We start from the raw sequence: 25704 nt of genomic DNA, 5'->3' as shown, positions 1-25704 counted from the left end.
CGAAGCGCTCCCCGAACCACGCCAAGACACCTCCGCCCCCGCCGATGCTCCCCCTGTCCGAGGTGCCTCCACCCCGGTCCGGGAGCACCGCCGACACCAAGGCACACCCGGCCGGTCGAGCACGCCGGCCGGTCGAGCACGGCGAGCCGGTCCCGCCAGGCCGACCACCACACCCAGAACACCCGAAGCGCTCCCCGAACCACGCCAAGACACCTCCGCCCCCGCCGATGCTCCCCCTATCGAAGGTGCAGGAAGCCCCCTCCGGGAGCACCGCCGACATCAAGGCACGCCGGCCGGTCGAGCACGCCGGCCGGTCGAGCACGGCGAGCCGGTCGTGCCAGGCCGACCGTCACACCCCGAACACCCGAAGCGCTCCCCGAACCACGCCGAGACACCTCCGCCGCTGCCGACGCTCCCCCTGTCGAAGGTGCCTCCACCCCGATCCGGGAGCACCGCCGACATCAAGGCACACCCGCCGGTCGAGCACGCCGGCCGGTCGAGCACGCCGAGCCGGTCGTGCCAGGCCGACCGCCACACCCCGAACACCCGAGGCGCTCCCCTGAACACGCCGACACACCTCTGCCCCCGCCGATGCTCCCCCTAACGGGGGTTGCAGGAAGCCCGCCTCGGGAGCACCGCCGACGTCGAGGGGGCGCACACCCGCCCGCGCGGGTCCTCACCCCAGGCCGGGGTCCGGAGCGTGGAGCAGCGTGTTGTCGAGGAGGCGGGGACGGCCGACGCGGACGGCCATCGACGCGGCGGCGCGATCGACCGGACCCTGGAGTTCGACGAGGGTCTCGGGGTCGGCGAGGCTCACGTAGTCGATCTCGGCGCGGGGTTCGGCGGCGACGACGTCGCGGATGACGCGGCGCAGCGTCTCCGCGTCGCGCTCGCCCGCGTCGTATGCGGCCCGTCCGGCCCGCAACGCCCGGGACAACACGGTCGCGGCGCGGCGGTCCTCCTCGTCGAGGTAGGCGTTGCGGCTGCTCAGCGCGAGTCCGTCGGGTTCGCGGCCCGTCGGGCACACGACGACCTCGTCGACGAGCGAGAGGTCGGCGGCCAGGCGCCGCAGGACGACGGACTGCTGCAGGTCCTTCTGCCCGACGAGGAGGAGGTCGGGACGTACGACTCCGAGGAGGATCGCGACGACGGTCGCCACCCCCCGGAAGTGCCCGGGCCGTGAGGCCCCCTCGAGCACGTCGGCGACATCCCCGACCTCGACGGACGTCGCGAACCCCGAGGGATAGACGTCCCCCGGCTGGGGCAGCCAGACGAGATCGACACCGGCCTCCTCGAGCAGTGCGAGATCGCGCTCGGGGTCACGGGGGTAGCTCGCGAGGTCCTCGCCGGGACCGAACTGCGTCGGGTTGACGAAGATCGAGGCGGCGACGTGCTCGCTCCGGGCCCTTGCCTCCCGGACGAGGCTCAGGTGCCCGTCGTGGAGGTACCCCATCGTCGGGACGAACCCGAGCCGCCCGAGAGCGGCCCGCTCCTCGCGGACCTCCGCCCGCGTCGTCACGACCTTCACGCCTCCACCTCGCCGCGGCCCGTCCCGTCGCCGCCCGCACCGGCACCGCCCGCACGTGCCTGGCCCTGCCGGGCACCGTTCTCCCCGGCATCGTTCTTCCCACGCCCGGGTTCACGATCGACGGGGAGGCCGAGCCCCGAGAGCTCTGCCGCGAGGGCGTCCTCGTCCATCCGCGCACTGTTCTCCGGGCCGGGGAACGTGCCCGCCTCGACCGCGGAGGCGAGGGCACGCAACGCCTCGACGGCGTCGTCGCCGAGTGTGGCGAACCGCCGCGTGTGCCGCGGCACGTGAGCGTCGAACAGGCCGAGGACGTCGTGCCACACCTGGACCTCGCCGGAGGTGTGCGGTCCCGCGCCGATGCCGATCGTCGGGATGTCGAGGAGCGCGGTGACCTCCCGGGCGAGGGGCGCGGGGACGAGTTCGAGCACGATCGCCCAGGCTCCGGCCTCCTGGAGGGCGAGGGCGTCGAGGACGAGAGCCCGTGCCGCCCCCGCGTCCCGACCCTGGACGCGTAGGCCGATGGCGTGCTGGGACTGCGGCGTGAACCCGAGGTGACCCATGACCGGCACGCCCGCGTCGACGAGGGTCCGCACGGTGCCGACCACGACCCGTCCACCTTCGAGCTTGACCGACCCGCACCCGCCCTCGGCCATGACCCGACGCGCGGCGTCGATGGCCTCGCTCGTCGTCGCGTACGTGAGGAACGGCAGGTCACCGACGACGAGCGGCGTCTCGCACCCCCGGACCACCGACCGCGCGTGGTAGACGATGTCGTCGACCGTCACCGGCAGCGTCGAGTCGTGCCCCTGGACGACCATGCCCAGGGAGTCACCGACGAGGATGAGGGGGATGCCGGCCCGCTCGGCGAGCCGGGCACTCGTGTAGTCGTACGCCGTCACCATCGTGAACCGGCGACCGTCGGCGTGGAGGCGGGCGATGTCCCGCAACGTCGTGCGCATGGGCGTCAGCCTAGGAGGGCCCGGGACGAACCGCCCATCCCGGATCGAGCAGGCCCCGGTGTGGGGGTGGTCACCTGCGGCGCTGGCAGCGGCCACACCAGTAGAGCTGCCGTCCGGCGACCTTCTCGGTGCGGATCGTGCTCCCGCACACGCGGCACGGCTCACCGGTCCTCTTGTAGACGGAGAACCGCCGCTCGAAGTGGGTGCCGTGGGCCGCGCCGGTGAGGGTCGCGGTGTAGGCCCCGACCTCCTCCGGTGCCCGGGCGAGCCAGGCCTGCGCGTCCTCGACCTGGTCGGTCATCGTGAGGATCTGCCCGTACGCGACCCCGAGGGGCAGGAGCGTGGCGATGTCGTCCCACACGGCGGTCCACGTGGCCCGCCGGATCTCCCGGCCCGGACGGAACGGGTCGACGCGGTGCCGGAAGAGCACCTCACAGCGGTAGACGTTGCCCACCCCCGCGACGACCGACTGGTCCATGAGCAGTTCGGCGATCGACCGGCCGCTGCGGGAGATCTTCGCCCACGCCCGGTCGGGGTCGGCGTCCTCACGCAACGGGTCGGGCCCGAGCCGGGCGAGCACCGACTCACGCGTCTCGTCGGTGATGAGCGCGCACACGTTCGGGCCCCGGAGGTCGGCGACGTGGGCGTCGTCGCGGAGGCGCAGGCGCACCGCCCCCGTGACCGGCACGTCACCGTCGCCGCACCCGTGCGGCAGGACGGAGAACGCCCCGATGAGCCCCAGGTGGACGTGGACGATCCGGTCGCCCTCGTGATGGAGGAACAGGTGCTTGCCCGCCGCCTCGGCCCCCTCGAAGACACCGCCGTCGAGCAATGCCGCGGACTCCGCGAACCGCCCCTGCGGGCTGCTCACCCGCACCGGCCGCCCCTGGAAGGCCCGGTCGAGTCGCCGCGCCTGGGCGTGGATGGTGTGTCCCTCGGGCACCTCAGCCGGCCTTGCGCTCGCCGGCGTCCTCGGCCGTCGAGTCCGATGTCTTCGCCGCCGACTTCTTGGCGGTGGCGTTCGTGGCGGTCGACTTCTTCGCGGTCGACTTCTTCGCGGTCGACTTCTTCGCCGCCGACTTCTCGGGCGTCTTCGCCGTCGACTCGCCGTCGGTCGCCCCCTGGTCTGCGCCCGAGTCGCCCTTCGCGGCACTCCGCTTCGCCGTGCTCTTCTTCGCCGTGCTCTTCTTCGCCGCACGAGTCGTGGCGGTGGCCGTGTCGCTCTCCGCGGAGTCCTCGTTCTCCGCGGCACTCCCCCCGTCCGCGCGGCCGGCCTTCGCCCGCTCGACGGACTTCTGGAGCGCGGCGAGGAGGTCGACGACCTGGCCGGTCTCCTCCTCGGGCTCCGGGGCGGCGACGGCCTTCGCGCCGTCGATCTTGCGGGCGACGAGGTCCTCGACCGCCTTGGCGTAGTCGTCCTCGTACTCGTTGGGTTCGAAGTCGCCGGCGAGGGATTCGACGAGGAGGTTCGCCATCGCGACCTCCTTCTCGCTGGGAGCGGGGACGTCCTGCAACACACCGAAGTCGGCGGCGCGGATCTCGTCGGGCCACAGCATGGTCTGGCACACGATGACGTCGTCGCGGACGCGCAGGACCGCCATCGTGAGGCGCGTGCGCACCGAGAGCGTGACGACGGCGACGCGGTCGGTGTCCCGCAGCGCCTCGCGGAGCAGCGCGTACGGCTTGGCCGCGGCGCCCTCGGGCTCGAGGTAGTAGCTCTTGTCGAGCAGCATCGGGTCGATCTCGTGCGCGGGCACGAACTTCTCGACGCTGATCTCCTTGCTGCTGCGGCTCGGCAGCGAGGCGAGGTCGTCGTCGGTGAGCACGACCATGCGGCCGTCGGCGGTCTCGTACCCCTTGGTGATCTGGTTGTAGGGCACCTCCTCGCCGTCGGCCTCGGCCACCCGCTTGTACCGGATGCGCGAGCCGTCGCTGGCGCGCACCTGCCGGAACTGGATGTCGTGGTTCTCGGTCGCCGAGTACAGCCGCACCGGCACGGTGACGAGGCCGAACGACACGGCCCCCTTCCAGATCGCCCGCATGGGACCTCCCAGCTCGAGGATGGCGACCTCCAGCATCCCCCACGCGCGGCCGACGTGCGAACCCCTGAGGCGGCGGGATCATGAAGCCATGCGCCCGATGCTCGCCACGTTCACCGACACCGTTCCCGGCGGCCCGGCGTGGGTCCACGAGGTCAAGTGGGACGGCTGGCGGGTGATCACCGAGATCCGCGGCGGGACACTCCATCTCGCGAGCCGCTCGGGCCGCGACGTCACCGCCCACTTCCCCGAGCTCGGCGGACTCGTCCTGCCCGACCTCGTCCTCGACGGCGAGATCGTCGCCCTCGACGACTCCGGCGTGCCCTCCCTCCATGCGCTCGCCGACCGCATCGCCGGGCCGGTGCGAGCCGGTCGCCCGCGCCCCAGACCCGTCACCGTCATGCTCTTCGACGTCATGGCGCTGGACGGCCGCGACCTCACCGAGGAGCCGTGGGAGCGGCGTCGCGCCGTCCTCGACGCCCTCGCCCCGAGCCTCGACCACGACCGGTGGGCCGTGCCCGAGGTCTACGACGACGGCGCCCTGCTGCTCGACGTCACCGCCCGTTCCGGCCTCGAGGGCGTCGTGAGCAAGCGACGCGACTCCCGGTACACGCCGGGCGTCCGGAGTCCGCACTGGCGCAAGCGCCCCCACCGGGCGACACGCAGCGTCGTCGTCGGCGGGTGGCGGGAGGAGACCGGTGCGCGTGGACGCCTCGGGTCGGTGCTCGTCGGCCTCCCCCGCGAGGACGGCCGCCTCGACCTGCTCGGCCGTGTCGGCTCCGGGCTGGCGGGCGAGGCCGGCCGCGACCTCCACCGGCGCCTGGGTGGACTCGGCATCCGGACCTCTCCGTTCGTCGAGATCCCCCGCGAGGATGCCGTCGGGGCGCAGTGGCTGCGACCTGAGGTCGTCATCGACGTCGAGAGCCTCGGCCTGTCGGCACACGGCCGCCTCCGGCAACCGGCCTATCGCGGCCTGCGACCCGACCTCGCGCCGACCGACCTCACTGCGGGAGAGGCCCCCGAGGCCGATGCCGCCGCCGCACTCGCCGACGACCTCGACACCCCCGACGTCCCCACCACCCCCACCGTCGACACGAAACCGGAGAACCCCGATGGCCGATGACCGCACCCGGGTCCGCGTGGAGGTCGAAGGGCGGGTCCTCGTCCTCACCAGCCTCGAGAAGGTGATGTTCCCCGGCACCGGCATGACGAAGGCCGAGGTCATCGGCTACTACCGCGAGGCCGCGCCCGCGATCCTCCCGCAGCTGAAGGACCGTCCCGTCACCCGGTTGCGCTTTCCGCACGGTGTCACGGAGCAGTCGTTCTTCGAGAAGAACCTGCCCTCGGGCGCCCCGAGCTGGGTGCGGCGGGTCACCCTCGTCTCCCCGCACTCGCGACGGGCCGACGAACTCGTCACCTACCCGCTCATCGACGACGTCGCCGGTCTCGTGTGGCTGGGGCAGCTCGGCGCGCTCGAGCTCCACGTGCCGCAGTGGCGCGTGACCGGAGACGGAACGACGGACGACGAGGCCGCGGCCGCACGTCGACAGCGCGGCGCCGACCGTGTCGTCATCGACCTCGACCCGGGCGCCCCGGCCGGCCTCCACGAGTGCGCGCAGGCCGCGCTGCTCGTCCGCGACGTGCTCGCCGGCGCCGGTCTCACCGACGTCGTGCCCGTGACCTCGGGCAGTAAGGGGCTCCAGCTCTACGCGATGCTCCCCACCCCGACGGACCCGGAACAGACGCGCGAGATGGCGAAGACGATCGCCGACCATCTGCAGGCCGAACACCCCGAACTCGTGCTGTCCTCGATGGCGAAGCAGGCGCGATCGGGAAAGGTGTTTCTCGACTGGAGTCAGAACGTCGCGGCCAAGACGACGATCTGTCCGTATTCACTTCGTGGAAAGAAGGATTCCCCGTTCGCTGCGGCACCGCGCACGTGGGCGGAGATCGAGGAGGGGGCGGCGGACGAGATCGCACTGGATCAACTCACACCCCGCCAGGTGCTGGACCGACTCGATTCCCTGGGAGATATTCTGAACGCGAGCTGAAAATCGAGCGGAGTCAGTGGCGACGATTTCGGGGGCATCGCACACAGGTGATGGCACCGGGCAACGCGTAGAGAAAGCAGCACGATTCACGAAGGCCCAGACGGCTCGGCTCATGGCGCACCGAGGTACGCGCCCCGTCGAGCGCGGCCTCCCACGTGTCGCGGACGAGGCCGAAACGCTGCTTACTGCTCGTCTTGACCCCCGGGGAGTAGGACTCGGCGAACCGGCGTGCATGGGATTCATAGGCTTTTCGCGCCTCGACCAGACGCATCTGCGGGTGGGAGACCCGCGTGACCTGGGCACCGCCGAGGGATTCCGCCACCGGATACCGTTCGGTGTCGTCGAGGTCGAATCGCAACGCCTCCGGGGAGACGTCGGGGATCCAGTCGCGCAGGATCGCCGCGAACGCCGCGGGGACCGCGACCACCTGCAAGTACCACTGCATGACGAACGCGGCGCCCACCTGTGGGGGCGCCGCGGTGCCGTAACGACGTTCCTGAGCTGCACCGACGTCGGCACGCCACTGAGCCGTGGGATCCTCCCCCGCCTCCTGGGCGGTGAGGATCTCGGCGCAGGAGTAGGGCAGCGGTGAGCCCCATCCTTCGGCGACGACGTCGACGTACCCGATGGCGGCGGTGATGTCCGCGGCGAGCTCGCCGAGATCGGGATGGGCGTCCATCGAGTCCTCCCCTGTGACCGCCGCGGGCGACGCCCGCGAGGGTCAGCCCTTGCCGTGGGCCTTGTCGTAGGCCGCCTGCAGCTCACCGGAGACACGGCCGCGATCGCTCACCTTGAATCCGTTCTGGCGACCCCATTCGCGGACGTCATTGAGGTCCTCACGACGCGAGGTCCCGGCGGAGGCGCGACGCCCACCGACCTTGCGGCCACCGGCGCGACGAGCATTCCCGACCCACTCGCTGAAGGAATCGCGCAGCCGCGCGGCATTCTTCTCGGAGAGGTCGATCTCGTAGCTGACGCCGTCGAGCGAGAAGGTGACGGTTTCGGTGGCCTGTCCCCCGTCGATGTCGTCGACGAGGATGACCTGGACGCGCTGGGCCATGGGGAACTCCTGAGGTGTGGGTCGGTAAAGGGAACGGGGGTTCATCCTCGCTCTTCGGACCCCACCCTACGATATGCACGGGGCGTGCCGGAACCACGGGGGTAACGCATTCGAAGAATCGAATGGTGACGTTTCGGGCACGTCCTGCGCTCCGTTCCTCGACCGGTGACGCCGGAGAGTTCGGGCGCTGCCCTTTTCGCCCGGATCAGTCGCCGGTACTCGCGCCGTGGTTCTCGGGACGCGCCGCCGTCGGACGTGAATCCGCCTCGGCCGGCGTCACCGTGCCGGTGACACCCGATCCCCCTACGGCGGAATCGTGCCCACCGGAATCGTGCTCGGCGGAATCGTGCTCGGCCTGCCAGCGCGCGTAGGCGGCCCGTTCCTTGCGGTCGCCTTCGAGAAGGACCCGCATGATGCGGTAGAAGAGATATCCGATGCCGATGGAGGGAAGCAGACCGGCGAGAATCTCCAACAAGACGTGCACGTGCGGATCCTCCTTCACGTCTTCAGGGACGCCCCCACGGTACCCTCCGCCCGTCAGCGGCCCGGATCCCAGGCCCCGATGGCGCGCACCCCGGTGAGGTGGCCCTCGGCGTCGAGACCGGCGACGAGGTCGACCACCGGGATCACCTCGTCACCGACCCGCAGCCTCGCCTGGGGGTCGACCTGCGCCCACGGCACGAGGACGAACGCTCGCTCGTGTGCGCGGGGATGAGGCAGGACGAGGGTCCCGTCGTCGACGACGACGTCCTCGCCGCGACCGGGGTCGCCGTGTTGGACGAGGTCGAGGTCGAGGGTGCGTGCCCCCCACCGCACCTGGCGCACGCGTCCGTGGTCGGCCTCGATGCGGTGCAGCCGTTCGAGGAGCGAGCGCGGGGTGAGTCGCGTGCGCCCGACGAGGACGGCGTTGAGGTACATGGGTTGGTGCGGCCCGCCGACGGGGTCGGTCTCGAAGAGGTCGGAGACGCCCTCGACGTGCATCCCCTCGATCGCGGCGACGGCGCGCACGGCGGAGGCGAGGGCCCGGCGCGGGTCACCCTCGTTGGCGCCGAGCGCGATGACGACCCGATGCGCATGCTCCCGGCGCACCGTCACCGCGACGTCGGCGAAGGGGTGGGAGATCGGGGCGTCGGGTTTGTGCACGGTGACCTCGACGGCCTCGACCCCGGGGAACGCGAGGACGGTGTCGGCGATGCGGCCGGCGAGGGTCTCGACGAGGTCGACGTGGGGCCCGGTGAGGATGTGGACGACCTCGTCGGCGACCTCGGCATAGCTCACGGTGTCCGCGAGGTCGTCGCTGCGTCCGGCGGGCCGCAGGTCGGCCTCGATCGTCACGTCGACGACGAACCGCTGCGGGGTGTCGTGTTCGGAGGCGAGCACACCGTGGGTGCCGAGGGCCTCGACGCCGGTGAGGACGATGCGGTCGCTCATGGGCGCGGCCCGCGATCCGTCCCTGCCCGCGAACCCGCACCGGCGGCGACGACGGCCTCGTGGACCTGGAGGGCCGCGAGGGTCGAGGGCACGTCGTGCACCCGGACGGCCCAGGCACCGGCCTGCGCGGCGAGGAGGCTCGTCGCGGCGGTCGCCGCGTCCCGTCGGGCCGGCGGCACGGGCTCCTCGTCGGCGTCGGTCCGACCCAGTCGACCCAGGAACGTCTTCCGCGAGGCTCCCACGAGCACCCGGTACGGCAGCTCGGTGAACGCCTCGAGGTGGGCCATGAGCCGCCAGTTGTGCTCGGCGGTCTTGGCGAAGCCGAGCCCGGGGTCCAGGACGAGGTGCTCGGGCGCGACGCCGGCGGCGAGGATCGCCTCGACGCGCGCGAGCAGCTCGGCGCGGACGTCGGCGACGACGTCGTCGTACACCGCACGCTGCTGCATCACCTCGCCGTGGCCGCGCCAGTGCATCGCGACGTAGGTGACCCCGGTGTCCGCGACGAGGGGCACCATCTCCGGATCGGCGAGACCACCACTCACGTCGTTGACGATCTCCGCGCCGGCATCGAGCGCGGCCGCGGCGACCCCCGCCCGCATGGTGTCGACCGAGACCCGCAGGCGGTTCCGCGCGAGCGCCGAGACGACGGGCAGGATGCGGGCGAGCTCCTCCTCCTCCGTGGGACGGCGTGCGCCGGGGCGGGTGGACTCGCCTCCGACGTCGAGGATGTCGGCGCCCTGCAGGGCGAGCTCGCGGCCGTGCGCGACGGCCGATTCGGCGTCCGCCCAGCGGCCCCCGTCGCTGAAGGAGTCGGGGGTGACGTTGACGATGCCCATGACGAGCGGGCGGCCATGGCCGGCGTGGCCACCGTGGCCCCCGGGTGAGCCGCCGCCCGCGTGTCCCGCGTTCACCGGGTGCCCCCGAGGATGAGGCTCATCGCCTCGGCGCGGGTGGCCGGGGACCGGAGCTGGCCGCGCACGGCCGAGGTCGTCGTGCGGGCGCCGGGCTTGCGCACCCCCCGCATCGACATGCAGAGGTGCTCGCAGTCGAGGACGACGATGACGCCACGGGGTTCGAGGTGCTCGACGAGGGCGTCGGCGATCTGCGTCGTGAGTCGCTCCTGGACCTGGGGGCGACGCGCGTAGAGGTCGACGAGCCGGGCGATCTTGGAGAGCCCGGTGACACGACCGCTGCGCGAGGGGATGTACCCGACGTGCGCGACCCCGTGGAAGGGCACGAGATGGTGTTCGCACGTGCTGTAGAGCTCGATGTCGCGCACGAGGACCATCTCGTCGTGGTCGATGTCGAACGTCGTGGAGAGGACCTCGGCGGGATCCATCCGCAGCCCCGCGAACAGCTCGACGTAGGCGCGGGCGACACGGGCGGGGGTCTCGCGCAGCCCCTCGCGATCCGGGTCCTCACCGACGGCGAGGAGCATCTCTCGGACGGCGCGCTCGGCGCGTTCGACGTCGACGGGGGGCGGGACGGCCATGACGGTTCTCTGTCGCTGGAGGGTGGGTGCGCCGGGGCGCCGATCAGGAGTAGACGTGCGGGGCGAGGGTGCCGATGCAGCGCAGGTTGCGGTACTTCTCGTCGTAGTCGAGGCCGTAGCCGACGACGAACTCGTTGGGGATGTCGAACCCGACGTACTTGACGCCCACGTCGACCTTGACGGCGTCGGGCTTGCGCAGCAGCGTGCAGATCTCCACCGACGCCGCGTTGCGGGAGGCGAGGTTGGCCTTGATCCAACTGAGCGTGAGGCCGGAGTCGATGATGTCCTCGATGATGAGGACGTGCTTGCCGGTGATGTCGGTGTCGAGGTCCTTGAGGATCCGCACGACCCCGGAGCTCTTGGTGCCCGAGCCGTAGGAGCTGATCGCCATCCAGTCCATCGGGGCGGTCCCCGGTAGGGCACGCATGAGGTCGGAGACGACGATGACCGCGCCCTTGAGCACGCCGACGAGCAACAGGTCCTTGCCCTCGTAGTCGCGCCAGATCTCCGCGGCCATCTCGTCGAGTCGGTCGTGGATCTGCTCCTCGGTGAGGAGCACCCTCTCGAGATCACCCGACATGTGCTCGGCGTCCACGGTTCCTCCTGCGGGGCTGGTGCTGATGGGGCGGTACGGCGGGGCCGGATGCCGCGAGGCTATCGGACGCGCGGGGTCGAGAAGTACCCGATGCGGATGCCCGGTGGGCCGTCCTCTCGCCGGGCCTGCGCCCCGCCCGGCAGGTCGACGGGTCCCTGGCCGTGCCAGTCGGTGGCGAGGGCGTCGATCGCGGCCAGGTGGGTGGCCCGGAGTTCGCTCGCGCAGACCCCGACCCGAAGGGCGAGACCCCGCCACACCCGGCGGCGGACGGCGACGGGCTTGTCGGCGACGAGCGAGACAGGACAAGGTGATTCGCCGATTCGATCGAGGATCCGGTCGGCGAGAGCGTCGAGCGCGTCGGCGTCGTCGCGCAGAAGGTCGGCGCTGCGGGCGAGCGCGGCGGAGACCCCGGGGAGCCCCCGTTCGGCCTCGGCGAGCAGGCGCCGGGCCCGGACCCGCAGGTAGCGGGGGTCCTCGTTGTGCGGGTCGTCCCACGGCGAGAGGCCCGCGGCCTCGCACGCCGCCCGCGTGGTGGCGCGCGGAAGCGTGAGGAACGGCCGCCGCAGCGGCCCCCGGGCGGGGGGCATCCCGGCGAGGGACCGCGCCCCCGAACCCCGCGCGAGGCCGAGGAGCACCTGCTCGGCCTGGTCGTCGCGGGTGTGGCCGAGGAGGACGAGGTCGGCACCGGCCGCCCTCCGCGCCCGTTCGAGGGCGGCGTACCGGGCCTCGCGGGCACGGGCCTCCGGACCGCCACCGCCGACGCCCGGCACGGCGACCCGGACGACCTCGGTCGGCAGCCCGAGGTCCCGGCACGTCGCGGCAGCCCTCGCGGCCACCTGCGCCGAGTCGGGCTGGAGGCCGTGGTCGACGACGACGGCGCCGGCGAGGGCCTCCCCCACCGTGACCGCCGACGGGCGCCTCGGGTCACACTCGAACGCGACCGCCGCCGCGAGGGCCACGGAGTCGGCCCCGCCGCTCACGGCCACGAGCACACGCCGGGGGGCGGGGGTCTCGCTCAGCACACGACGCACGGCGACGCGGGTGGCCGCGACGGCGGGGTGCGGGCCGGGCACGTCGCGTCCTCCTCCGTTGCTCGTCGAATCGTCCTCGCCCACGATCCGTCAGCCGTGGACGCGGGTGATCCAACGCGAGGGGTCGGCGATCTCGGCCGCGCTCGGGAGGGTCTCCGGCGAGGTCCAGATCGCGTTGAAGTCGTCGATGCCGACGCGGTCGACGACGCCGCGGACGAACGCCGCGCCTTCGCGGTACTGCCGCATCTTGGCCTCGAGGCCGAGCATCCTCCGCAGCACGATGTCGACCGGCCCGAGGCCGTCGCGGCGTTGCTCGAAGCGCGCGCGGATCTGCGCGACGCTCGGCACGATGCGGGGCCCCACCTCGTCCATGACGACGTCGGCGTGGCCCTCCAGCAGCGACATGATCGCCGTGAGGCTCTCGAGACGCTCCCGCTGTTCCGGGGTGGTGAAGAGGGTGATGAGCCCGGTGCCACCCTCCTTGAAGGCGTCGGGAAGGCCGCGGGCGATCGTGCCCAGGCGCTCACGCAGGGTGTCGAGGTCGGGCGCGAGCTCGTCGAGCAGAGTGCGGGAGCGGCCGATCATGTACTCCCGAAGCCAGGGGTTGGCGGTGAACTGCACCCGGTGGGTCTCCTCGTGCAGACACACCCAGAGCCGGAAGTCGGTGGGATCGACGCCCATCGAGCGCTCGGCGTCGACGATGTTGGGCGCGACGAGCAGGAGCCGCGCGTCCTCGATCGACCCGGCCGGCGCGATGTCGTATTGACCGAGGACCTTCGTCGCCATGAACGCGAGCAGCGTGCCCACCTCGACGCCGGAGATCGTGCCGCCGACCACCCGCATCGGCCGGGCCATCGGCCGCCCGGGGCGGTCGACCAGCTTGGCGACGACGGGGTCCATGAGTCCCGCGAACGAGGTGAGGTTGACCTCCGACCACGTGGGACGGTCGACGACCATCGCAGGCGGCAGGTCCGACGGGGTGTCGAGGCGCGCGGTCTCGGCGACCGGGCCGTGGGCTCGCGCCGCCGCGGCCCGCAGCTCGGCGACGGCGGCGGCCGCGTCCGCCGTACTCACCACGGGGCCGGGAGGCGTGAGGCGTCGCGACGTCGAGCGCGCGAGCTTCCAGTCGACGAACGGGGTCGTCGCGGTGGACGTGGTCATCCAGACACCTCCTGGGCGTCCCGACCGCCCCCGGTGGGCGGCGGGATCATCGGCAGCCGCACGCGGCGAGCGTCGCGACCACGGAGTCCAACGCCGCGCGTGCCTGTGGCGTTCCACCCGCCCGGTCGGCGAGCACCGCGTACACGAGCAGTCTGCCGTCTGCGTCGACGACCGTCCCGGCGAGAGCGTGCACCCCGGTGAGCGTGCCGGTCTTCGCGCGCGCGATCCCGGCGGCGTCCCGGCCCCCGGAGCCGAGGAACCGGTCGTCGAGGGTGCCGGTGAGACCCGCGACGGGCAGGCGGGCGACGATGTCGGCGAACCGGGGGTCCGCCCCCGTCGTCGCCCCGACGAGAAGGTCGGCGAGGACCGAGGCGGGGGCCCGGGTGGCGCGGGACAGGCCGCTGGAGTCGACGAGGACGACATGGCGGATGTCGAGCCCGGACTCACCGAGCCGGCCGCGCACCCAGTCGGCGACGGCGGGGAATCCCGTCGTCGACCCGGCGTCGTCCGACCCCGGGGCGACACCCCCGGTGGTGACCGCCGCACTGCGTGCGAGCGATTCGGTGAGGGTGTTGTCGGACTCGTCGAGGGCGAGGGCGAGCACGTCGACCAGCGGCGCCGAGTGGACGACGCCGAGCTCCTTGGCGTCCGCCGGCGCGGCGCGGCGACCCGGGCCTCCGGTCACGGTGATCCCCGCGCGCGTGAGTTCGGCGGCGAAGAGCGAGGCCGCGTGCAGGGCGGGGTCGTCGGGTGCGGGGTGGCCGGGCAGGGCCCGCGCGTCGGTCGTACCGAGCATCGTCACGGGCCCGACGAGGCCGAGGCCGACGTCCGCGGGCTCCCAGGTCGGGGCGAGCGCGGGGCCGCGGGCGAAGGTGTCGTCGAGGTGCACGCTCACCCGGGCTCGGCCCTCGGCCCGCAGCGAGGCCGCGACCTGGGTTGCGAGGTCGCGCAGCCCGGCCCGTCCCGCGACCGAGCCGAGGTCGCCCTTGCCCGGCGAGAGGAGGGTGTCCCCGCCCGCGACGAGCACGACGTCCCCGCCCCCGGCGCCAGCGACGACACGGGTCGCGAACGTCGTCGCGGGGTCGGTCGACCGTGAGATCGCCGCGGCGGCGAGGAGCTTCGCCGTCGATGCCGGGGTGAGCGGGTTCTGAGCGCCGTGGTCGAGCAGCCGCTCGCCCGTGAGCCCGTCGCGCACGTCCATCCCGACCGCGGGCCCGAGGGCGGGGTCGGCGAGGGCCTGCCCGAGCGTGGCCGTCAGACCGGCCGTGGTGGGGGCGGGTGCGCTCGACGACAACGCCGCGAGCGGCACGAGGGTCTCCCGCCCCCCGGGCTCGACGCCGAGGGCGCCGCCGTCGACGTCGGTTCCGTCGCCGTCCTGGGGGCGCGCGGACGGGGGCGGCGCCTCCTCGCGCGAGTCGAGGGTGAGGACTCCGGGGACGACGTCGACGACGTCGAGGGCGACGTATCCGCCCACGGCGAGCACCGCGGCGACGGCTCCCGCGAGCGCGCGACGTGACCGGCCCGCCGGCGACCCACCGGCGTCACGACGTGTCGCGCCCATCACACCCCTCCGAACTCCCCCTGCATCCCTGAGCACCGCCGCACGCGTCCCGCGTCGCGGGGTGCCCGTCTGTCCACCACCTCGTCGGCGAGGTGATTGTGCCCGGGTTGGCTGCTCGCGGCACGTCGGGGCAGGACCCATGACATGCTGTGCAGCGAGAATACGTCGCCACCTCAGGAGGAGTCCGAGCATGACCGGCAACGAGGCGTCATCGCCGAAGATCTTCGACGTCACGGTCGAGATCCCCAAGGGTCAGCGGAACAAGTACGAGGTCGACCACGAGACCGGGCGTATCCGGCTCGACCGCATGCTGTTCACGTCGACGCAGTACCCCAGTGACTACGGCTACATCGAGGACACCCTCGGTGAGGACGGCGACCCGCTCGACGCGCTCGTGCTGCTCGACTCCCCCACGTTCCCCGGCGTGGTCATCGAGTGCCGCGCGATCGGCATGTTCCACATGCGCGACGAGGCCGGTGGCGACGACAAGATCCTCTGCGTCCCCGCCAAGGACCCCCGCGTCTCGCACGTGCAGACCCTCGACGACGTGAGCGAGTTCGACCGCCTCGAGATCCAGCACTTCTTCGAGACCTACAAGGACCTCGAGCCCGGCAAGTCCGTCGTCGGCGCCCACTGGGCCGGCAAGGAGGACGCCGAGCGCATCATCCAGGAGGCCGTCGAGCGCGCCGAGGAGAACAACGTCACGACGAGCCGCTGGCCCGCGCCGCACGCGCACTGAGCCCTCGGCACGCGGTCGGCCCGTCGGCCGTCCTGCCCGCCACGCCTGCGACGGCCCCGGTGCTGCACCGGGGCCGTCGGCATGCGTGGGGAATCCGGCGTCCAGAGACGGGTCGTCCCGTCCCCGTCGTGACGTCCGACGCGGGTGCGGTGACCTCGGTCTCCGCGGGCGGTCGTCACTGCGCGGGCGGTTGTGGCCGTCGGCGCCGGGGTACCCGGCCTCAGCCCAGCAGGCTGGCCATGGGCGCGACGGCGGGGGGTGCCTGACCCGGTTCCCGAGTCATCGCCACGACCCAGTCGAGGTAACTCGGCAGCCCGCCGATGATCGGGAGGGCGAACAGGCACGGCACGTCGTAGGAGTGCAGTTCGCACACGCGGCGGCTGATCTCCGGGACCAGATCGGCCCGGGTGTGGAGAGCGAGGCGACTCTCCGGGTCGTCGTTGATCTCCTCCTCCCACCTGTACACCGCCCGCACCTCCGGGACGATGTGGACGCAGGCGGCGAGGCGTTCCTCGACGAGCAGTTGGGCGAGGTCCTCGGCCCACTCGGGGGTGGGGCCCGTGATGACGACCTCGGCGCATTCGGTCACGCTGACTCCTCCCAAGGATCGGGGCGGCGCTCCCGCAGGGGTGCCGTCGCTCGCACCGCGGTCGGTCGGGCCGCGACACGTCAAGCGTGTCACGCCCGGGGGTGGCGCGGGAAGGGTGGTGGGCCACCCTCGTCCACCCGCCGTCGGGCCCGGAGGTCCCCTCCTGGACGTGTCCGTCCACGCTCGCGACGGCGCCGTCCGCCGCTCGCGCCGGGCGCCCTCCCGCCGCCCCTGATGGGCGGGCGCCATGACGCCGTCACTGGAGGGCCGAGGTCATCCGGCAGGCGTTGTCGACGTAGCGCAGCAGGAGCGAGCGTTCGGACCACTCCTCAGGGGTGAGGACACGGCAGCGCTCCCGGTAGACGTGGGCGAGTTCGTCGAGGGGCCGGACGAATCCGCCGCCGTAGCCGAAGAGGCTGATCTCGTAGTTGAGACCGAACGAGCGCATGTCGAGGTTGCTGCTGCCGAACACCCCGGCGATCCCGTCGACGACGACGAACTTGGTGTGCAGGACCGCCGGCGCCGGGTAGAGGCGGATGACGACGCCCGCGTCGAGCAGCGCGCGGTAGTACGACGCCTGGGCGTGGCCGACCATGAACTGGTCGGCCTGCTCGTTGACGAACAGTTCCACCTCGACGCCGCGGTAGGCGGCGGTCGTCACCGCGGCGAGCAGCGATTCGTCGGGCACGAAGTAGGGGCTGCAGATCGTCATCCGTCGCTCGGCGAGGTGGAGCAGGCTGGTGAACAGGCGCAGGTTGGGTTCGGTCGTGAACCCCGGACCCGAGGGGACGATCTGGAGGGCGGCGAGGTGCGGCCCGGGGATCACTCCGCCCCGGTGTCGCTCCAGCCCGGCGCCCGACGCCGACGCGACGGTCGATCCGCGCGGTGCGGACCGGTGGTACACCTCCGACCCCAGCCATTCGCGCGGCTCCACCGACGCGGGCGACCGGTCCGCCCCCTGCGGCCCATGCGACCCGTGCGCCGCGTGAGGACTCTGCACCTCTCGGGACTCGTGGGCCTCACGGTCGCCGTCTCGATCCACGGCCCGGACGGCCGCCGGCAGCGGTCGCGTGGGCCGACGGCCGGGGATGTCCGCACGGGCGGGCTGCTGCTCGATGTGGAGGTAGTGATCCGGGTCGAGCCGCTCCTCGGTCTCGGTGTACCAGTCGACGGCGAACACGGCCTCGACCTCGGCGACGATGTCGCCGGTGAGCTCGGCCATCGCGTCGTACCAGTGCCGTCCCGCGCGGACGTTCCCGCGGAGCAGATAGGAGGAGTCGATGAGATTCTGGCTGCCGACGAACGCGACGTCCCCGTCGACGACGACGAGCTTGCGGTGGTTGCGCAGGTCGATCCGGCGCCAGCGGCCCCGCAGCGGCTGGATGGGCAGCATGTAACGCCAGGCGATGCCGGCGGCGTCGAGACGTCTGCCCAGGTGACGGAACCCCGGGTACTTCATCGAGCCGATGTGGTCGAAGAGCAGCCGTACCTCGACGCCGCGCTCGACGGCCCGGCTCATGGCCGACAGGAGGATGTCGCTCGTGTCGTCCCAGGCGGTGATGTAGATCTCGACGTGGACGTAGTCGCGGGCCCCGTCGACGGCCGCGGCCATCGCCTGGAACGAGCCGACGTAGTCGTGGTGGATCGCCTCGATCGTGCCCGTGAGCCCCGGCAGCGCGGTGAGTCGTCGGTTGAGCGTGACGAGCGTGGCGATGCCAGGCGGCACCTCGATGCCCTCCGGCACGGTGGGCAGGTGGGCGAGGCCGTCGTCGAGGGACTCGTTCGCCCGCGCCTGGATCTCGTGGCGCCGACGGGAGATGTAGGGGCTGCCGATGAGGAGGAACAGCGGGAGCCCCACGATCGGCAGGAAGAGGATGAGCAGCAGCCACGCCGTGGAGGAGGAGGGGCGCCTGTTCTCGGGCACGAAGCCGACGGCGAGCACCTTGATGACGAAGTCGAGGACGACGTAGATCGTGCTCAGGATCGTGGACCAGTCGAGCTCCATGCCTCCGTTGTACCCCGGCACGTCCGATCTCCGTGTCTCGACGTGCACCGTCGCGGGCGCTCAGCGTGCCGAGGCGTGCCGACGCCCTCGCCGCGCCCTCAGCGCCGGAGGTCCGCGAGCGTCGCGGTCATCCGCTCCCGGTCGAGGGACCCCACCTGGATCGAGGCGATCGTGCCGTCGGGAGCGATGAAGTAATGGGCCGGGATGCCCATGACCCGGTAGCGACCGGAGAGGGCGGTGTCGGGGTCGGGGATGTGGGGGTAGGTGAGTCCCACGTCGCGGGTGTAGTCACGGACCGAGAGGGCGTCCTCGCCGAGGTAGACCGCGAGGACCTCGACGCCGTCCTTGCGCGCCTGCTCGTACACGGCCTGCACGTCGGGGGCCTCGGCGCGGCAGGAGGCGCACCACGAGGCACCGAACAGCAGCCAGACGGGCTTGCCGCGGTAGTCCGAGAGCTGCACGGTGCGACCGTCGATCGTGCGGGCGGTGAAGTCCTGCGCCGGCTGCCCCACGGCGGGCGCCGGCCCGGAGGCCTGCGCCGTGGTCGAGACCTCCGAGACGTCGGGGGCGGTGGCGTCGCGCACGAACCACGCCCCGACGAGGATCAACGCGGTGGTGACGACGAGGACCCCCAGGGTGCCGTACCTGCTCTCCCGCAGCCGCGTCCGCCAGTCGGGGCGGCCGGGGAGATCCGCACCCCGCTCGGTCGCCAACGCGTCCGGGCTCGTCGCGTCCGCGCCGGGGGTCGGGCCGGACGTTCTCGTCGTGTGCTCGGTGCTCATGCCGTCCTCCTGCTCGATCACGGGCGGGGTCACCGCCCGACTCCTCACCGGGCCTGCGCGCCTCACCCGTAGGCGTGCATCCCGGTGAAGAAGTGGTTGCCGAAGAAGGTGAAGAGCACCGCCGCGAACCCCGCGATGAGGAGCCACGCGGCCCGGTCGCCCCGCCAGTCGCGCACGACGCGGGCGTGGAGGTAGGCGCTGTAGATGAGCCAGATGACGAGGGAGGCGGTCTCCTTGGGGTCCCAGCTCCAGTAGCGACCCCACGCGATGTCGGCCCAGATCGCGCCGAGCACGAGCATCGCCGTGAGCATCGGGTAGGTGAAGATCGCGCCGCGGTACCCGATCTCGTCGAGGAGGTCGCGGCTCGGCAGCCCGCGCCACGCGACCTTGGGGCGGATGAGGTACAGCACCGCGGCGGCGAAGGAGACCGCGGCGCCGCCGTAGGCGAGGACGGCCGTCGCGATGTGGAGGGTGAGCAGCAGGTTGTTCTGGAGGGCCGGGATGAGCGGCTTGACCTCGCTGGGCTGCGCGAGGGCGTAGAGGAGCATCCCCGCGGCGACGGGGAGGACGGCGAGGGAGAGGGTGCGCACGCGGTAGCGCCACTCGAACCACACGTAGGCGACGAGGACGCCCCAGGCGAACGACGTCGCGAACTCGTGCTGGTTGGTGAAGGGTCCGTGACCCGTGACGAGGACGCGGGCGACGAGTGAGCCGGTGAGGCACGCGAGCGCGATCCACACCATCCGGCTGGCGTACCAGACGAGCCCGGTGACCTCGCCGGAGCCGGCCCCGTGTCCGATCGTGTCCACGGCGGGCCGCTCGACGGTGAGCACGGAACCGCCCGTGCCGCCTGCGGACCCGGCCGCGACGGGGACGCCGGCGCGCGCGGCGGCGTGTTCGTGACGTCGAGCGAACCCGACGATGCTCGTGAGGAGGGCCACGATCGTGAGGAGCGTGGCGGCGACGAGGAGGTACTGACCGATGGCGAACATGGCGCTCACACCCTGGTGTCGTGGTCGAGGTCTGCGATGACGGTGGTGCCGGCGGTGCTGACTGTGGGGCTGGTGCCGGTGGGGCCGGCGGGGCTGGAGCCGGGAGTGTGGGGCGTGCCGCTCGCCCTGGCGTCGGGGGGCACCTCGCCGAGCTGTGCGATGTCGGCGGCGAAGCTGCGGAACCACGTGCGGAAGGCGAGGTCGGCCTTGTCGGAGGTCGCCGCCCGCACCCGGGTGCCGCCCTCGACGGGGTCGACGCGCACCCACACGTGGCGGTGCTTGAAGCCCATGGTCGTGACGAGGCCGATCATCATGAGGGCGCACCCGGCCCATACCCAGGGCGCTCCGGGGTCCTGGGTGATCATGAGGCCGGTGAACTTGGCCTCCCGGTCGAGGGTGAACGTGTAGCCCTGGGCCTGGACGGGCGAGCCGGGCACGAGGCGCTCGCTCGCGAGCGGTTCCTCGGTACCGACGCGCTGGAGTTCCATGTGGGCCTGACCGGCGGGGATGTCGCTTCGCACCTGCCCGGAGGCCGGCATGACGACGTAGAGGTCGAGGTCGGTGCCGGGCACGGTGACGCGGCCGATGGAGTTCTGCTCGTCGTCGGAGGTGAACTGCAGCGGGATGCCGCCGGAGAAGACCCGCCCGCCGTTCCCGTCGGTGATCGTCACGACGGCCGAGGTGCCGAACCAGGACTGGTGGATCTTCACGCCGTCGTGACGCAACGGGGCGTTGACCCGCACGTCCTGGCGGGCGACCTGCGTGCCGTCGTCGTAGAGGACGATGTCGCTCACGTAGTCGAGGGGGCGGCCGTCGGGGTGGTAGGTGTCGGAGAACCCCTTGACCTCGAGGGTGAGCCCGGTGCCGTGGCCGATGTCGGTCGTACTGCCGACCGTGACCGGCACGTTGAGCGAGAAGCCCGTGTTGGCACTCACGAGCATGCCGCCGAGAAGGATGACGAAGGAGGCGTGGGCGATGACGGTGCCGAACGGCATCCACCGGTACTTGTCGGCGTAGAGGCTGTGACCGGCGCCCTTGGGGTCGTCGAGCACGCGGTAGTGCTGGCGCCCGAGCACGGACCGCAGGTGCGCGAGGGTCTCCTCCGGCGAGGCGGTGACGACGAGGCTCTCCCGCGCCTTGGCGTGGTCGAAGAACGGTTCGGTGACGTGCAGGTGGGGACGGGTGGCCTTCTGCCACATGCCGGGCAGCCGGTGCAGGGTGCACGCGACGATGGAGAGCGCGAGCAGGAGGGTGAGGAGCTTGAACCACCACGAGGAGAACGTCGAGAACACCCCGAGCGCATCGAGGATCGGCACCCACCCGCCGTACTTGGGACGCTGCGCGGCGAGCCAGTCGGCGTAGGCCTGCGGGTCGGCCCGGACGTCGGCGGGGACCTGCGCGACGAGCACCCCGAGCAGGGTGCACACCGCCATCGCGAGGATGAGCAGCAGCCCGAACTTCTTGTGGTGGAACAGGCGGAAGACCCGGTGGAAGACGGCCTCGACCGGGGTGTCCGCCCGGCGCGGCCGACGCGAGGGTGGCTCGGCGGGGAGCGGGTCGAGGTCGTCGTCGACGATCTCGGGTCGCGTGTGCGTGTCGGTCATGGGCGTCTCGCTCAGAGGAGGGTGGGGGTGAGGGCGGCGACCGTGTCGAGCAGGCCGGTGATCATGAGGAAGCCGGTGAGGACGAGCAGCCCGCCGGAGGCGAGGGCCACCGCGGTCTCGTGGCGGCGAAGGCGGGACAGGTGCGCACCGACCTGCGTCGCCCCGGCGGCGATGAGGACGAAGGGGATGCCGAGCCCGAGGGAGAACGTGAGCAGGAGCGCGACGCCCTGCAGGACGGTGTCGCTCGCGGAGGCGAGGCCGATGACGCCGCCGAGGATGGGGCCGATGCAGGGGGTCCAGCCTGCGCCGAACGCGAGGCCGAGCAGCGCGGAACGCCGGTAACTCGGGGTGAGCGTGGCGACGTCGATGCCCTGAGCACCGCCGCCCAGGACGCGCGTCGTGGGGACGCGCAGCTGTCGGTGCAGGAGAGGGATCTCGACGAGGCCCGCGACGTGCAGCCCCATGAGGACGAGGATCGCCCCGCCGACGAGGCGCAACGGGCCGCGGAGGTCACCGACGACGTACCCGACGAGTCCGATCGAGGCCCACAACCCGACGAACACGACGGTGAAGCCGGCGACGAACATCACCGCCTGGCAGACGGCCGCCCGCCGCACCTCCCGGCTCACGGTGACCTCGCCGGGCAGCGAGCCCGCGAGATAGCCGAGGTAGACGGGGACGATCGGGAGGAAGCACGGCGAGGCGAAGGCCACGATCCCGGCGGCCAGCGCGAGCAGGAACGTGACCTCCATCCGTCAGCCCTGCGTCGCGGTCGCCGTGGGGACGGCGGTGGGCGAGGTGCTCCCCGTGCCCCCCGCGGCGCCGCTCTTGAAGCGCGCGAGGTGGCTCTCGACGTTCTTCGCGAGCTCGGAGTCGGGGGCGATCTCGACGAGCTTCTGCCACGCGGCCTCGGCCTTGTCGAGCTCCGGCGGGTTCTTCGCGAAGTAGAGGAACCCCAGGTCGTAGTAGGCGCCGACGTTCTTGGGGTCCTTCTTCAGCACCTCGTTCCAGTGCTTCTCCGCGGTGGGGAGATCGTCCATGTTGAAGTGGGCGACGCCGAGGGCGAGCAGCGCGTCGACGTTGTCCGGTTCGAGCTCGACGATGCGGGCCTGGGTCTCCGAGGCCTTGCGGTAGTGACCGGCGCGGGAGTACTCGTTCGCGAGCTCCTTCATCGCCGTCGTGTTCGTGGGCTCGGCGGCGATCTTCTTCGTGAGCCCGTCGACCTTGGCCTGGTCGAGCGGCGGTTGTGTGGCCATCTCGGTGGGCATGTCCGTGGGCATCCCGGTCGCGTGCGGGTTGGCTGCGGCCTGCGCCTCGCCTCCGGCTGCGGCGGGGGCACCCGTGTCACCCAGGTGGTAGACACCGACGACGAGGAGGGCGAGCGCGGCGGCGATCCCGAGGGGCACGAGGCGCGAGCGGCGACGCCGCACGGAGGCGGTGCCCGTCCCGACGACGGCTCCCCGCGCCGCGGCGGGGGACGCGGGGCGAGCGGCGCCGGCCGGGTGGACGAACCGCGCCTCGCGCTGACCGTGAGCCCAACCGTCGAGTTCCGGTGGAGCGCCGGCGAGGAAGGCGTCGAGGGCCTCACGGGTGGACTCCACGTGGGCCTCGTCGGCGTCGGCGTCGAGGCCGAGCCAGGCCCGTGTGTCGGGGGTGTCGCGGATCATCGTGTCCTCGGCGGTTCGGCATGGATCGGGGGTGATCGGGTCTCCCCCACCCTCCCGGCTCCCGTGGGCACCGGCCATCCGTCGGCCGACATGTTTCCGGTAGGGGCCCAGGACGTTCGATATACTCCCCGGCTGCACCCTGCGTATATCGGCCTGTGCACGGGGGAGGTCCCTGTGCCCTCGCGGCCACCTCCCCACACACACCGGAGGGGAGGGGACTCCGGTCCCCTCCCCTCGTCGGCGCGACGCGGTCAGTGCGTGGGCGTTCCCGTCGTCACGGCCGTGGGCGCGTTCGCCGGGGCGTCGTCCGGCAGGTCGGCGCTGCGCACGCCGCGGAGCACGAGCTGTCCCTTGCGGGCGGCGTCGTTCGCGTCGTTGAGGACGCGCAGGGCCTCGCCGGGGGCGTGGAAGCCGTTGGAGTTCTCCGAGACGATCCAGTCGATGTAGAAGCTGGCCTTGCGCTGGTAGGCGCGGGCGGCTTCGAGGTCGTCCTTATTCGTCTTCGGGTCCTTCGCCGCCTTCTCGAGGTCGGTGATGAACTCCGAGAGCGCCTGGCTCGCCTGGTTGCGGGTGTGCAGGTGGCGTTCCTGGATCTGGGTGACCCGGTCCTTGATCTCCTGCTCGGTCTGCTTGTGGCAGGTCTGGCAGGAGGCGTTGATGTTGAACATGGGGCTGCGGACCTGGTGGTCGCTGACCTTCTGCGCGCCCTCGCGCTTGTAGGGCATGTGGCAGTCGGCGCAGCTCACGCCGGAACGGGCGTGGATGCCCTGGCTGTAGAGCTCGAACTCGGGGTGCTGGGCCTTGAGCATCTTGGCGCCGGTGAGTTCGTGGGTCCAGTCGTTCCACCCGGTCTCGTTCCAGTACCGCTCCTCGTCGCGCACGGTGTTGCCGTACTTCCACGGGAAGGTGAGTGTCTTGCCCTCGCCGGGGAAGGCGTATTCGACGTGGCACTGGGCACAGACGAACGTGCGCATCTCCTGGGCCGAGGCGTCACGGTTGACGTCGTAGTCCTTCACGCCCTGGGAGGCCTTGAGCGCCTTGATGCCGTTCTCGAACGCCGGCCGGGTGATGCGCAGCTTCATCGTCGCCGGGTCGTGGCAGTCGATGCAGCTGATGGGGTGCTCGGCGAGCTTGGTGGCCTCCGCGTAGGTCATCTTGTTGAGCTTGGCGAAGCCGGCGTGTGCATCGCCCTGGCCGAGGTCGTTGTAGATCTTCGTCATCGACGCGTGGCAGTTGAGGCAGGCGCCCGGCTGCTTGAACTCGGTGACCCGGCGGGTGCTGCGCTGGTCGACGAGCATGTAGGCGTGACCACGCTTCTCGCGATAGTCGACCGAGAAGGCGTAGCCCTTCCACATCTGCACGAGGCGAGGATCGACCTCGATCTTCTGCTCGGTGACGACCGTGCGCGGGTCCTCCGCGGTCGGGTTGTGCGGGAGCGCCTCCGAGCCGCCGTGCTGGGTCTTGGCCTGGTCGGTGGTGCGCTGGTAGGAGTCGTACTCCAGCGGCCAGTTGCGGCCCCAGATCGCCGGGTCGACGGTGGTCTCGTCGATCTCGGCGACGCGGACGTACTGGTCCTGCGCCTCGTGGCGCCGGTCCATGATGCTGATGAGGAGGGCCGCCACGCCCACCGTCACCGCCGCGACGGCGAGGATCGTCAACCCGATGAGGGTCTTGGTCCGCTTCGACGGTTCCGACGGCCGGGGTCCTTCGGCGGTCGTCTCGTCGCCCTTCGGCCCCTTGCCCGTCGGCTCTTCGGCCGTGGAACTACTCATGCTCATCACCTCTTGTGCCCGACGTCGGTGTGACACCTGATGCAGGAAATCTGTTCGCCCTCCGGGCGCGTGACGTGGATCCGGTCGGTCAGGTCCTCATGGCAGTACAGGCAGGCGTGCTCGGTGATCTGCTTGTTGTGCGGGCGGATCTGGATCTTCTCCGGATAGTCACGGGTCGTGAACTTCAACGAGTGCCAGAACCCGTTGTCGGCCTTGTTGATGTACTTGGCGACGTAGTTGCCGTGCGGCGCGTGACAGTCGTTGCAGGTGGCGACGTTGGTGTGGCTGCCCTTGAGCCATCCCGAGTACTGGTCGCCCATCGCGTGGCACTGGGCGCACGTCTGGGGGTTGTTGCCGAAGTAGGCCCAGCCGCCGGCATAGCCGAAGGTGAAGACCCCGAGGCCGAGGACGGCGCCGACGAGGACGGTGAGGGTGGAGTAGACCAGTCCGCGCATCCCGACGGTGCGGGCGAGTCCCGTCCACCACCGCGGCCTGCTCATGTCGTCCACCTCGCCTCTCGAACGGGTCGTGGGCGCGGCGTCCGTGACCTGGGGAGGGCACCCACGGCGTCCATGAGGCCGATTCTCCCGGCGGGGTCGGGGTTTCCCCACCCCTCTCCCGGTAGAAATCGGGTACAGGCGGGCCG

General features: G+C 71.9%; 26 protein-coding genes. 3 read left to right on the top strand and 23 right to left on the bottom strand.

Annotated elements, in window-relative coordinates:
- Positions 1 to 676: 676 nt before the first annotated feature.
- The 4 genes from panC to RT054_RS02310 all read right to left on the bottom strand — a co-directional run bounded on the left by panC (position 677) and on the right by RT054_RS02310 (position 4529).
- On the bottom strand, positions 677 to 1528 hold the full coding sequence (gene panC, locus RT054_RS02325) for a pantoate--beta-alanine ligase (protein ID WP_312720365.1): 852 nt from the start codon (positions 1526 to 1528) through the stop codon (positions 677 to 679).
- A complete protein-coding gene (gene panB, locus RT054_RS02320; protein ID WP_313021974.1) occupies positions 1525 to 2487 on the bottom strand; it encodes a 3-methyl-2-oxobutanoate hydroxymethyltransferase in 963 nt (320 codons plus the stop codon). Before panB ends, panC begins: the two co-directional genes overlap by 4 nt.
- A gap of 70 nt (positions 2488 to 2557) precedes the next feature.
- Entirely contained in the window at positions 2558 to 3430 is an 873-nt protein-coding gene (locus RT054_RS02315; protein WP_312720359.1) for a DNA-formamidopyrimidine glycosylase family protein, read from the bottom strand.
- A gap of 1 nt (position 3431) precedes the next feature.
- Positions 3432 to 4529, bottom strand: a complete 1098-nt coding sequence (locus RT054_RS02310; RefSeq protein ID WP_312720357.1) for a Ku protein — start codon at positions 4527 to 4529, stop codon at positions 3432 to 3434.
- Positions 4530 to 4617: 88 nt separating this feature from the next.
- Here RT054_RS02310 and ligD (RT054_RS02305) point away from each other — a divergent pair, with 88 nt between their 5' ends.
- Together ligD (RT054_RS02305) and ligD (RT054_RS02300) are read left to right on the top strand one after the other, a co-directional pair.
- Positions 4618 to 5649, top strand: coding sequence for a non-homologous end-joining DNA ligase (gene ligD, locus RT054_RS02305; RefSeq protein WP_313021971.1), 1032 nt, complete (start codon positions 4618 to 4620; stop codon positions 5647 to 5649).
- Complete coding sequence (gene ligD / locus RT054_RS02300; protein WP_313021969.1) at positions 5639 to 6577, top strand: non-homologous end-joining DNA ligase; 939 nt, start codon at positions 5639 to 5641, stop codon at positions 6575 to 6577. Before ligD (RT054_RS02305) ends, ligD (RT054_RS02300) begins: the two co-directional genes overlap by 11 nt.
- Before the next feature lie 13 nt (positions 6578 to 6590).
- Here ligD (RT054_RS02300) and RT054_RS02295 read toward each other — a convergent pair whose 3' ends face one another.
- The 10 genes from RT054_RS02295 to RT054_RS02250 all read right to left on the bottom strand — a co-directional run bounded on the left by RT054_RS02295 (position 6591) and on the right by RT054_RS02250 (position 14908).
- A complete protein-coding gene (locus tag RT054_RS02295; protein WP_312720350.1) occupies positions 6591 to 7256 on the bottom strand; it encodes a (2Fe-2S)-binding protein in 666 nt (221 codons plus the stop codon).
- Between the two features lie 42 nt (positions 7257 to 7298).
- On the bottom strand, positions 7299 to 7637 hold the full coding sequence (locus RT054_RS02290; protein ID WP_312720348.1) for an Lsr2 family protein: 339 nt from the start codon (positions 7635 to 7637) through the stop codon (positions 7299 to 7301).
- A gap of 205 nt (positions 7638 to 7842) precedes the next feature.
- Complete coding sequence (locus RT054_RS02285; RefSeq protein WP_313021966.1) at positions 7843 to 8121, bottom strand: hypothetical protein; 279 nt, start codon at positions 8119 to 8121, stop codon at positions 7843 to 7845.
- Between the two features lie 53 nt (positions 8122 to 8174).
- A complete protein-coding gene (folK, locus tag RT054_RS02280) occupies positions 8175 to 9068 on the bottom strand; it encodes a 2-amino-4-hydroxy-6-hydroxymethyldihydropteridine diphosphokinase (protein WP_312720345.1) in 894 nt (297 codons plus the stop codon).
- On the bottom strand, positions 9065 to 9904 hold the full coding sequence (gene folP / locus RT054_RS02275) for a dihydropteroate synthase (protein WP_312720367.1): 840 nt from the start codon (positions 9902 to 9904) through the stop codon (positions 9065 to 9067). The genes folK and folP overlap by 4 nt, the downstream gene beginning before the upstream one ends.
- A 71-nt stretch (positions 9905 to 9975) precedes the next feature.
- A complete protein-coding gene (gene folE / locus RT054_RS02270) occupies positions 9976 to 10560 on the bottom strand; it encodes a GTP cyclohydrolase I FolE (protein ID WP_312720342.1) in 585 nt (194 codons plus the stop codon).
- A 43-nt stretch (positions 10561 to 10603) separates the two neighbouring features.
- Positions 10604 to 11155, bottom strand: coding sequence for a hypoxanthine phosphoribosyltransferase (hpt, locus tag RT054_RS02265; protein ID WP_312720339.1), 552 nt, complete (start codon positions 11153 to 11155; stop codon positions 10604 to 10606).
- A gap of 59 nt (positions 11156 to 11214) precedes the next feature.
- On the bottom strand, positions 11215 to 12228 hold the full coding sequence (gene tilS, locus RT054_RS02260; RefSeq protein ID WP_312720337.1) for a tRNA lysidine(34) synthetase TilS: 1014 nt from the start codon (positions 12226 to 12228) through the stop codon (positions 11215 to 11217).
- A 48-nt stretch (positions 12229 to 12276) separates the two neighbouring features.
- Positions 12277 to 13347, bottom strand: a complete 1071-nt coding sequence (locus RT054_RS02255; protein ID WP_313021961.1) for a zinc-dependent metalloprotease — start codon at positions 13345 to 13347, stop codon at positions 12277 to 12279.
- Positions 13348 to 13393: 46 nt separating this feature from the next.
- Entirely contained in the window at positions 13394 to 14908 is a 1515-nt protein-coding gene (locus tag RT054_RS02250) for a D-alanyl-D-alanine carboxypeptidase (protein WP_313021958.1), read from the bottom strand.
- A gap of 190 nt (positions 14909 to 15098) precedes the next feature.
- Here RT054_RS02250 and RT054_RS02245 point away from each other — a divergent pair, with 190 nt between their 5' ends.
- A complete protein-coding gene (locus RT054_RS02245) occupies positions 15099 to 15647 on the top strand; it encodes an inorganic diphosphatase (RefSeq protein WP_313021955.1) in 549 nt (182 codons plus the stop codon).
- Positions 15648 to 15867: 220 nt separating this feature from the next.
- Here the strand turns inward: RT054_RS02245 and cutA are convergent, their stop codons facing one another.
- The 9 genes from cutA to nrfH all read right to left on the bottom strand — a co-directional run bounded on the left by cutA (position 15868) and on the right by nrfH (position 25558).
- Positions 15868 to 16236, bottom strand: coding sequence for a divalent-cation tolerance protein CutA (gene cutA, locus RT054_RS02240; RefSeq protein ID WP_312720329.1), 369 nt, complete (start codon positions 16234 to 16236; stop codon positions 15868 to 15870).
- A gap of 256 nt (positions 16237 to 16492) precedes the next feature.
- Positions 16493 to 18241 (bottom strand): phospholipase D-like domain-containing protein, encoded by a 1749-nt coding sequence (locus RT054_RS02235; RefSeq protein WP_313021950.1) that lies wholly within the window; start codon positions 18239 to 18241, stop codon positions 16493 to 16495.
- Positions 18242 to 18339: 98 nt separating this feature from the next.
- Positions 18340 to 19056, bottom strand: coding sequence for a TlpA disulfide reductase family protein (locus RT054_RS02230; protein WP_313021947.1), 717 nt, complete (start codon positions 19054 to 19056; stop codon positions 18340 to 18342).
- A gap of 29 nt (positions 19057 to 19085) precedes the next feature.
- Positions 19086 to 20015 (bottom strand): c-type cytochrome biogenesis protein CcsB, encoded by a 930-nt coding sequence (gene ccsB / locus RT054_RS02225; protein WP_313021944.1) that lies wholly within the window; start codon positions 20013 to 20015, stop codon positions 19086 to 19088.
- Between the two features lie 5 nt (positions 20016 to 20020).
- On the bottom strand, positions 20021 to 21619 hold the full coding sequence (locus RT054_RS02220; protein ID WP_313021942.1) for a cytochrome c biogenesis protein ResB: 1599 nt from the start codon (positions 21617 to 21619) through the stop codon (positions 20021 to 20023).
- An 11-nt stretch (positions 21620 to 21630) separates the two neighbouring features.
- Positions 21631 to 22371: a cytochrome c biogenesis protein CcdA gene (locus RT054_RS02215; RefSeq protein WP_313021940.1), complete on the bottom strand. Its 741-nt coding sequence runs from the start codon at positions 22369 to 22371 to the stop codon at positions 21631 to 21633.
- Positions 22372 to 22374: 3 nt separating this feature from the next.
- Positions 22375 to 23286 (bottom strand): tetratricopeptide repeat protein, encoded by a 912-nt coding sequence (locus RT054_RS02210; RefSeq protein ID WP_313021938.1) that lies wholly within the window; start codon positions 23284 to 23286, stop codon positions 22375 to 22377.
- A gap of 251 nt (positions 23287 to 23537) precedes the next feature.
- On the bottom strand, positions 23538 to 25058 hold the full coding sequence (locus RT054_RS02205) for an ammonia-forming cytochrome c nitrite reductase subunit c552 (protein ID WP_312720320.1): 1521 nt from the start codon (positions 25056 to 25058) through the stop codon (positions 23538 to 23540).
- Between the two features lie 5 nt (positions 25059 to 25063).
- The gene (gene nrfH, locus RT054_RS02200; protein WP_312720317.1) at positions 25064 to 25558 is read right to left on the bottom strand and encodes a cytochrome c nitrite reductase small subunit; all 495 of its coding nucleotides are present in this window, start codon (positions 25556 to 25558) and stop codon (positions 25064 to 25066) included.
- Between the last annotated feature and the right edge of the window lie 146 nt (positions 25559 to 25704).

This window comes from Mobilicoccus sp., from assembly GCF_032060985.1.
GTDB lineage: Bacteria > Actinomycetota > Actinomycetes > Actinomycetales > Dermatophilaceae > Mobilicoccus.
Note: the sequence above shows the minus strand (reverse complement) of the source record. Positions and strands in the feature narration are given on the sequence as shown.

Coding starts and splice junctions, on each gene's coding strand:
- panB (WP_313021974.1), bottom strand. CDS start 2,487: ATGCGCACGACGTTGCGGGACATCGCCCGCCTCCACGCCGACGGTCGC.
- RT054_RS02310 (WP_312720357.1), bottom strand. CDS start 4,529: ATGCGGGCGATCTGGAAGGGGGCCGTGTCGTTCGGCCTCGTCACCGTG.
- ligD (WP_313021971.1), top strand. CDS start 4,618: ATGCGCCCGATGCTCGCCACGTTCACCGACACCGTTCCCGGCGGCCCG.
- ligD (WP_313021969.1), top strand. CDS start 5,639: ATGGCCGATGACCGCACCCGGGTCCGCGTGGAGGTCGAAGGGCGGGTC.
- RT054_RS02295 (WP_312720350.1), bottom strand. CDS start 7,256: ATGGACGCCCATCCCGATCTCGGCGAGCTCGCCGCGGACATCACCGCC.
- RT054_RS02290 (WP_312720348.1), bottom strand. CDS start 7,637: ATGGCCCAGCGCGTCCAGGTCATCCTCGTCGACGACATCGACGGGGGA.
- folK (WP_312720345.1), bottom strand. CDS start 9,068: ATGAGCGACCGCATCGTCCTCACCGGCGTCGAGGCCCTCGGCACCCAC.
- folP (WP_312720367.1), bottom strand. CDS start 9,904: ATGGGCATCGTCAACGTCACCCCCGACTCCTTCAGCGACGGGGGCCGC.
- folE (WP_312720342.1), bottom strand. CDS start 10,560: ATGGCCGTCCCGCCCCCCGTCGACGTCGAACGCGCCGAGCGCGCCGTC.
- RT054_RS02255 (WP_313021961.1), bottom strand. CDS start 13,347: ATGACCACGTCCACCGCGACGACCCCGTTCGTCGACTGGAAGCTCGCG.
- RT054_RS02250 (WP_313021958.1), bottom strand. CDS start 14,908: ATGGGCGCGACACGTCGTGACGCCGGTGGGTCGCCGGCGGGCCGGTCA.
- RT054_RS02245 (WP_313021955.1), top strand. CDS start 15,099: ATGACCGGCAACGAGGCGTCATCGCCGAAGATCTTCGACGTCACGGTC.
- RT054_RS02235 (WP_313021950.1), bottom strand. CDS start 18,241: ATGGAGCTCGACTGGTCCACGATCCTGAGCACGATCTACGTCGTCCTC.
- ccsB (WP_313021944.1), bottom strand. CDS start 20,015: ATGTTCGCCATCGGTCAGTACCTCCTCGTCGCCGCCACGCTCCTCACG.
- RT054_RS02220 (WP_313021942.1), bottom strand. CDS start 21,619: ATGACCGACACGCACACGCGACCCGAGATCGTCGACGACGACCTCGAC.
- RT054_RS02215 (WP_313021940.1), bottom strand. CDS start 22,371: ATGGAGGTCACGTTCCTGCTCGCGCTGGCCGCCGGGATCGTGGCCTTC.
- RT054_RS02210 (WP_313021938.1), bottom strand. CDS start 23,286: ATGATCCGCGACACCCCCGACACACGGGCCTGGCTCGGCCTCGACGCC.
- RT054_RS02205 (WP_312720320.1), bottom strand. CDS start 25,058: ATGAGTAGTTCCACGGCCGAAGAGCCGACGGGCAAGGGGCCGAAGGGC.
- nrfH (WP_312720317.1), bottom strand. CDS start 25,558: ATGAGCAGGCCGCGGTGGTGGACGGGACTCGCCCGCACCGTCGGGATG.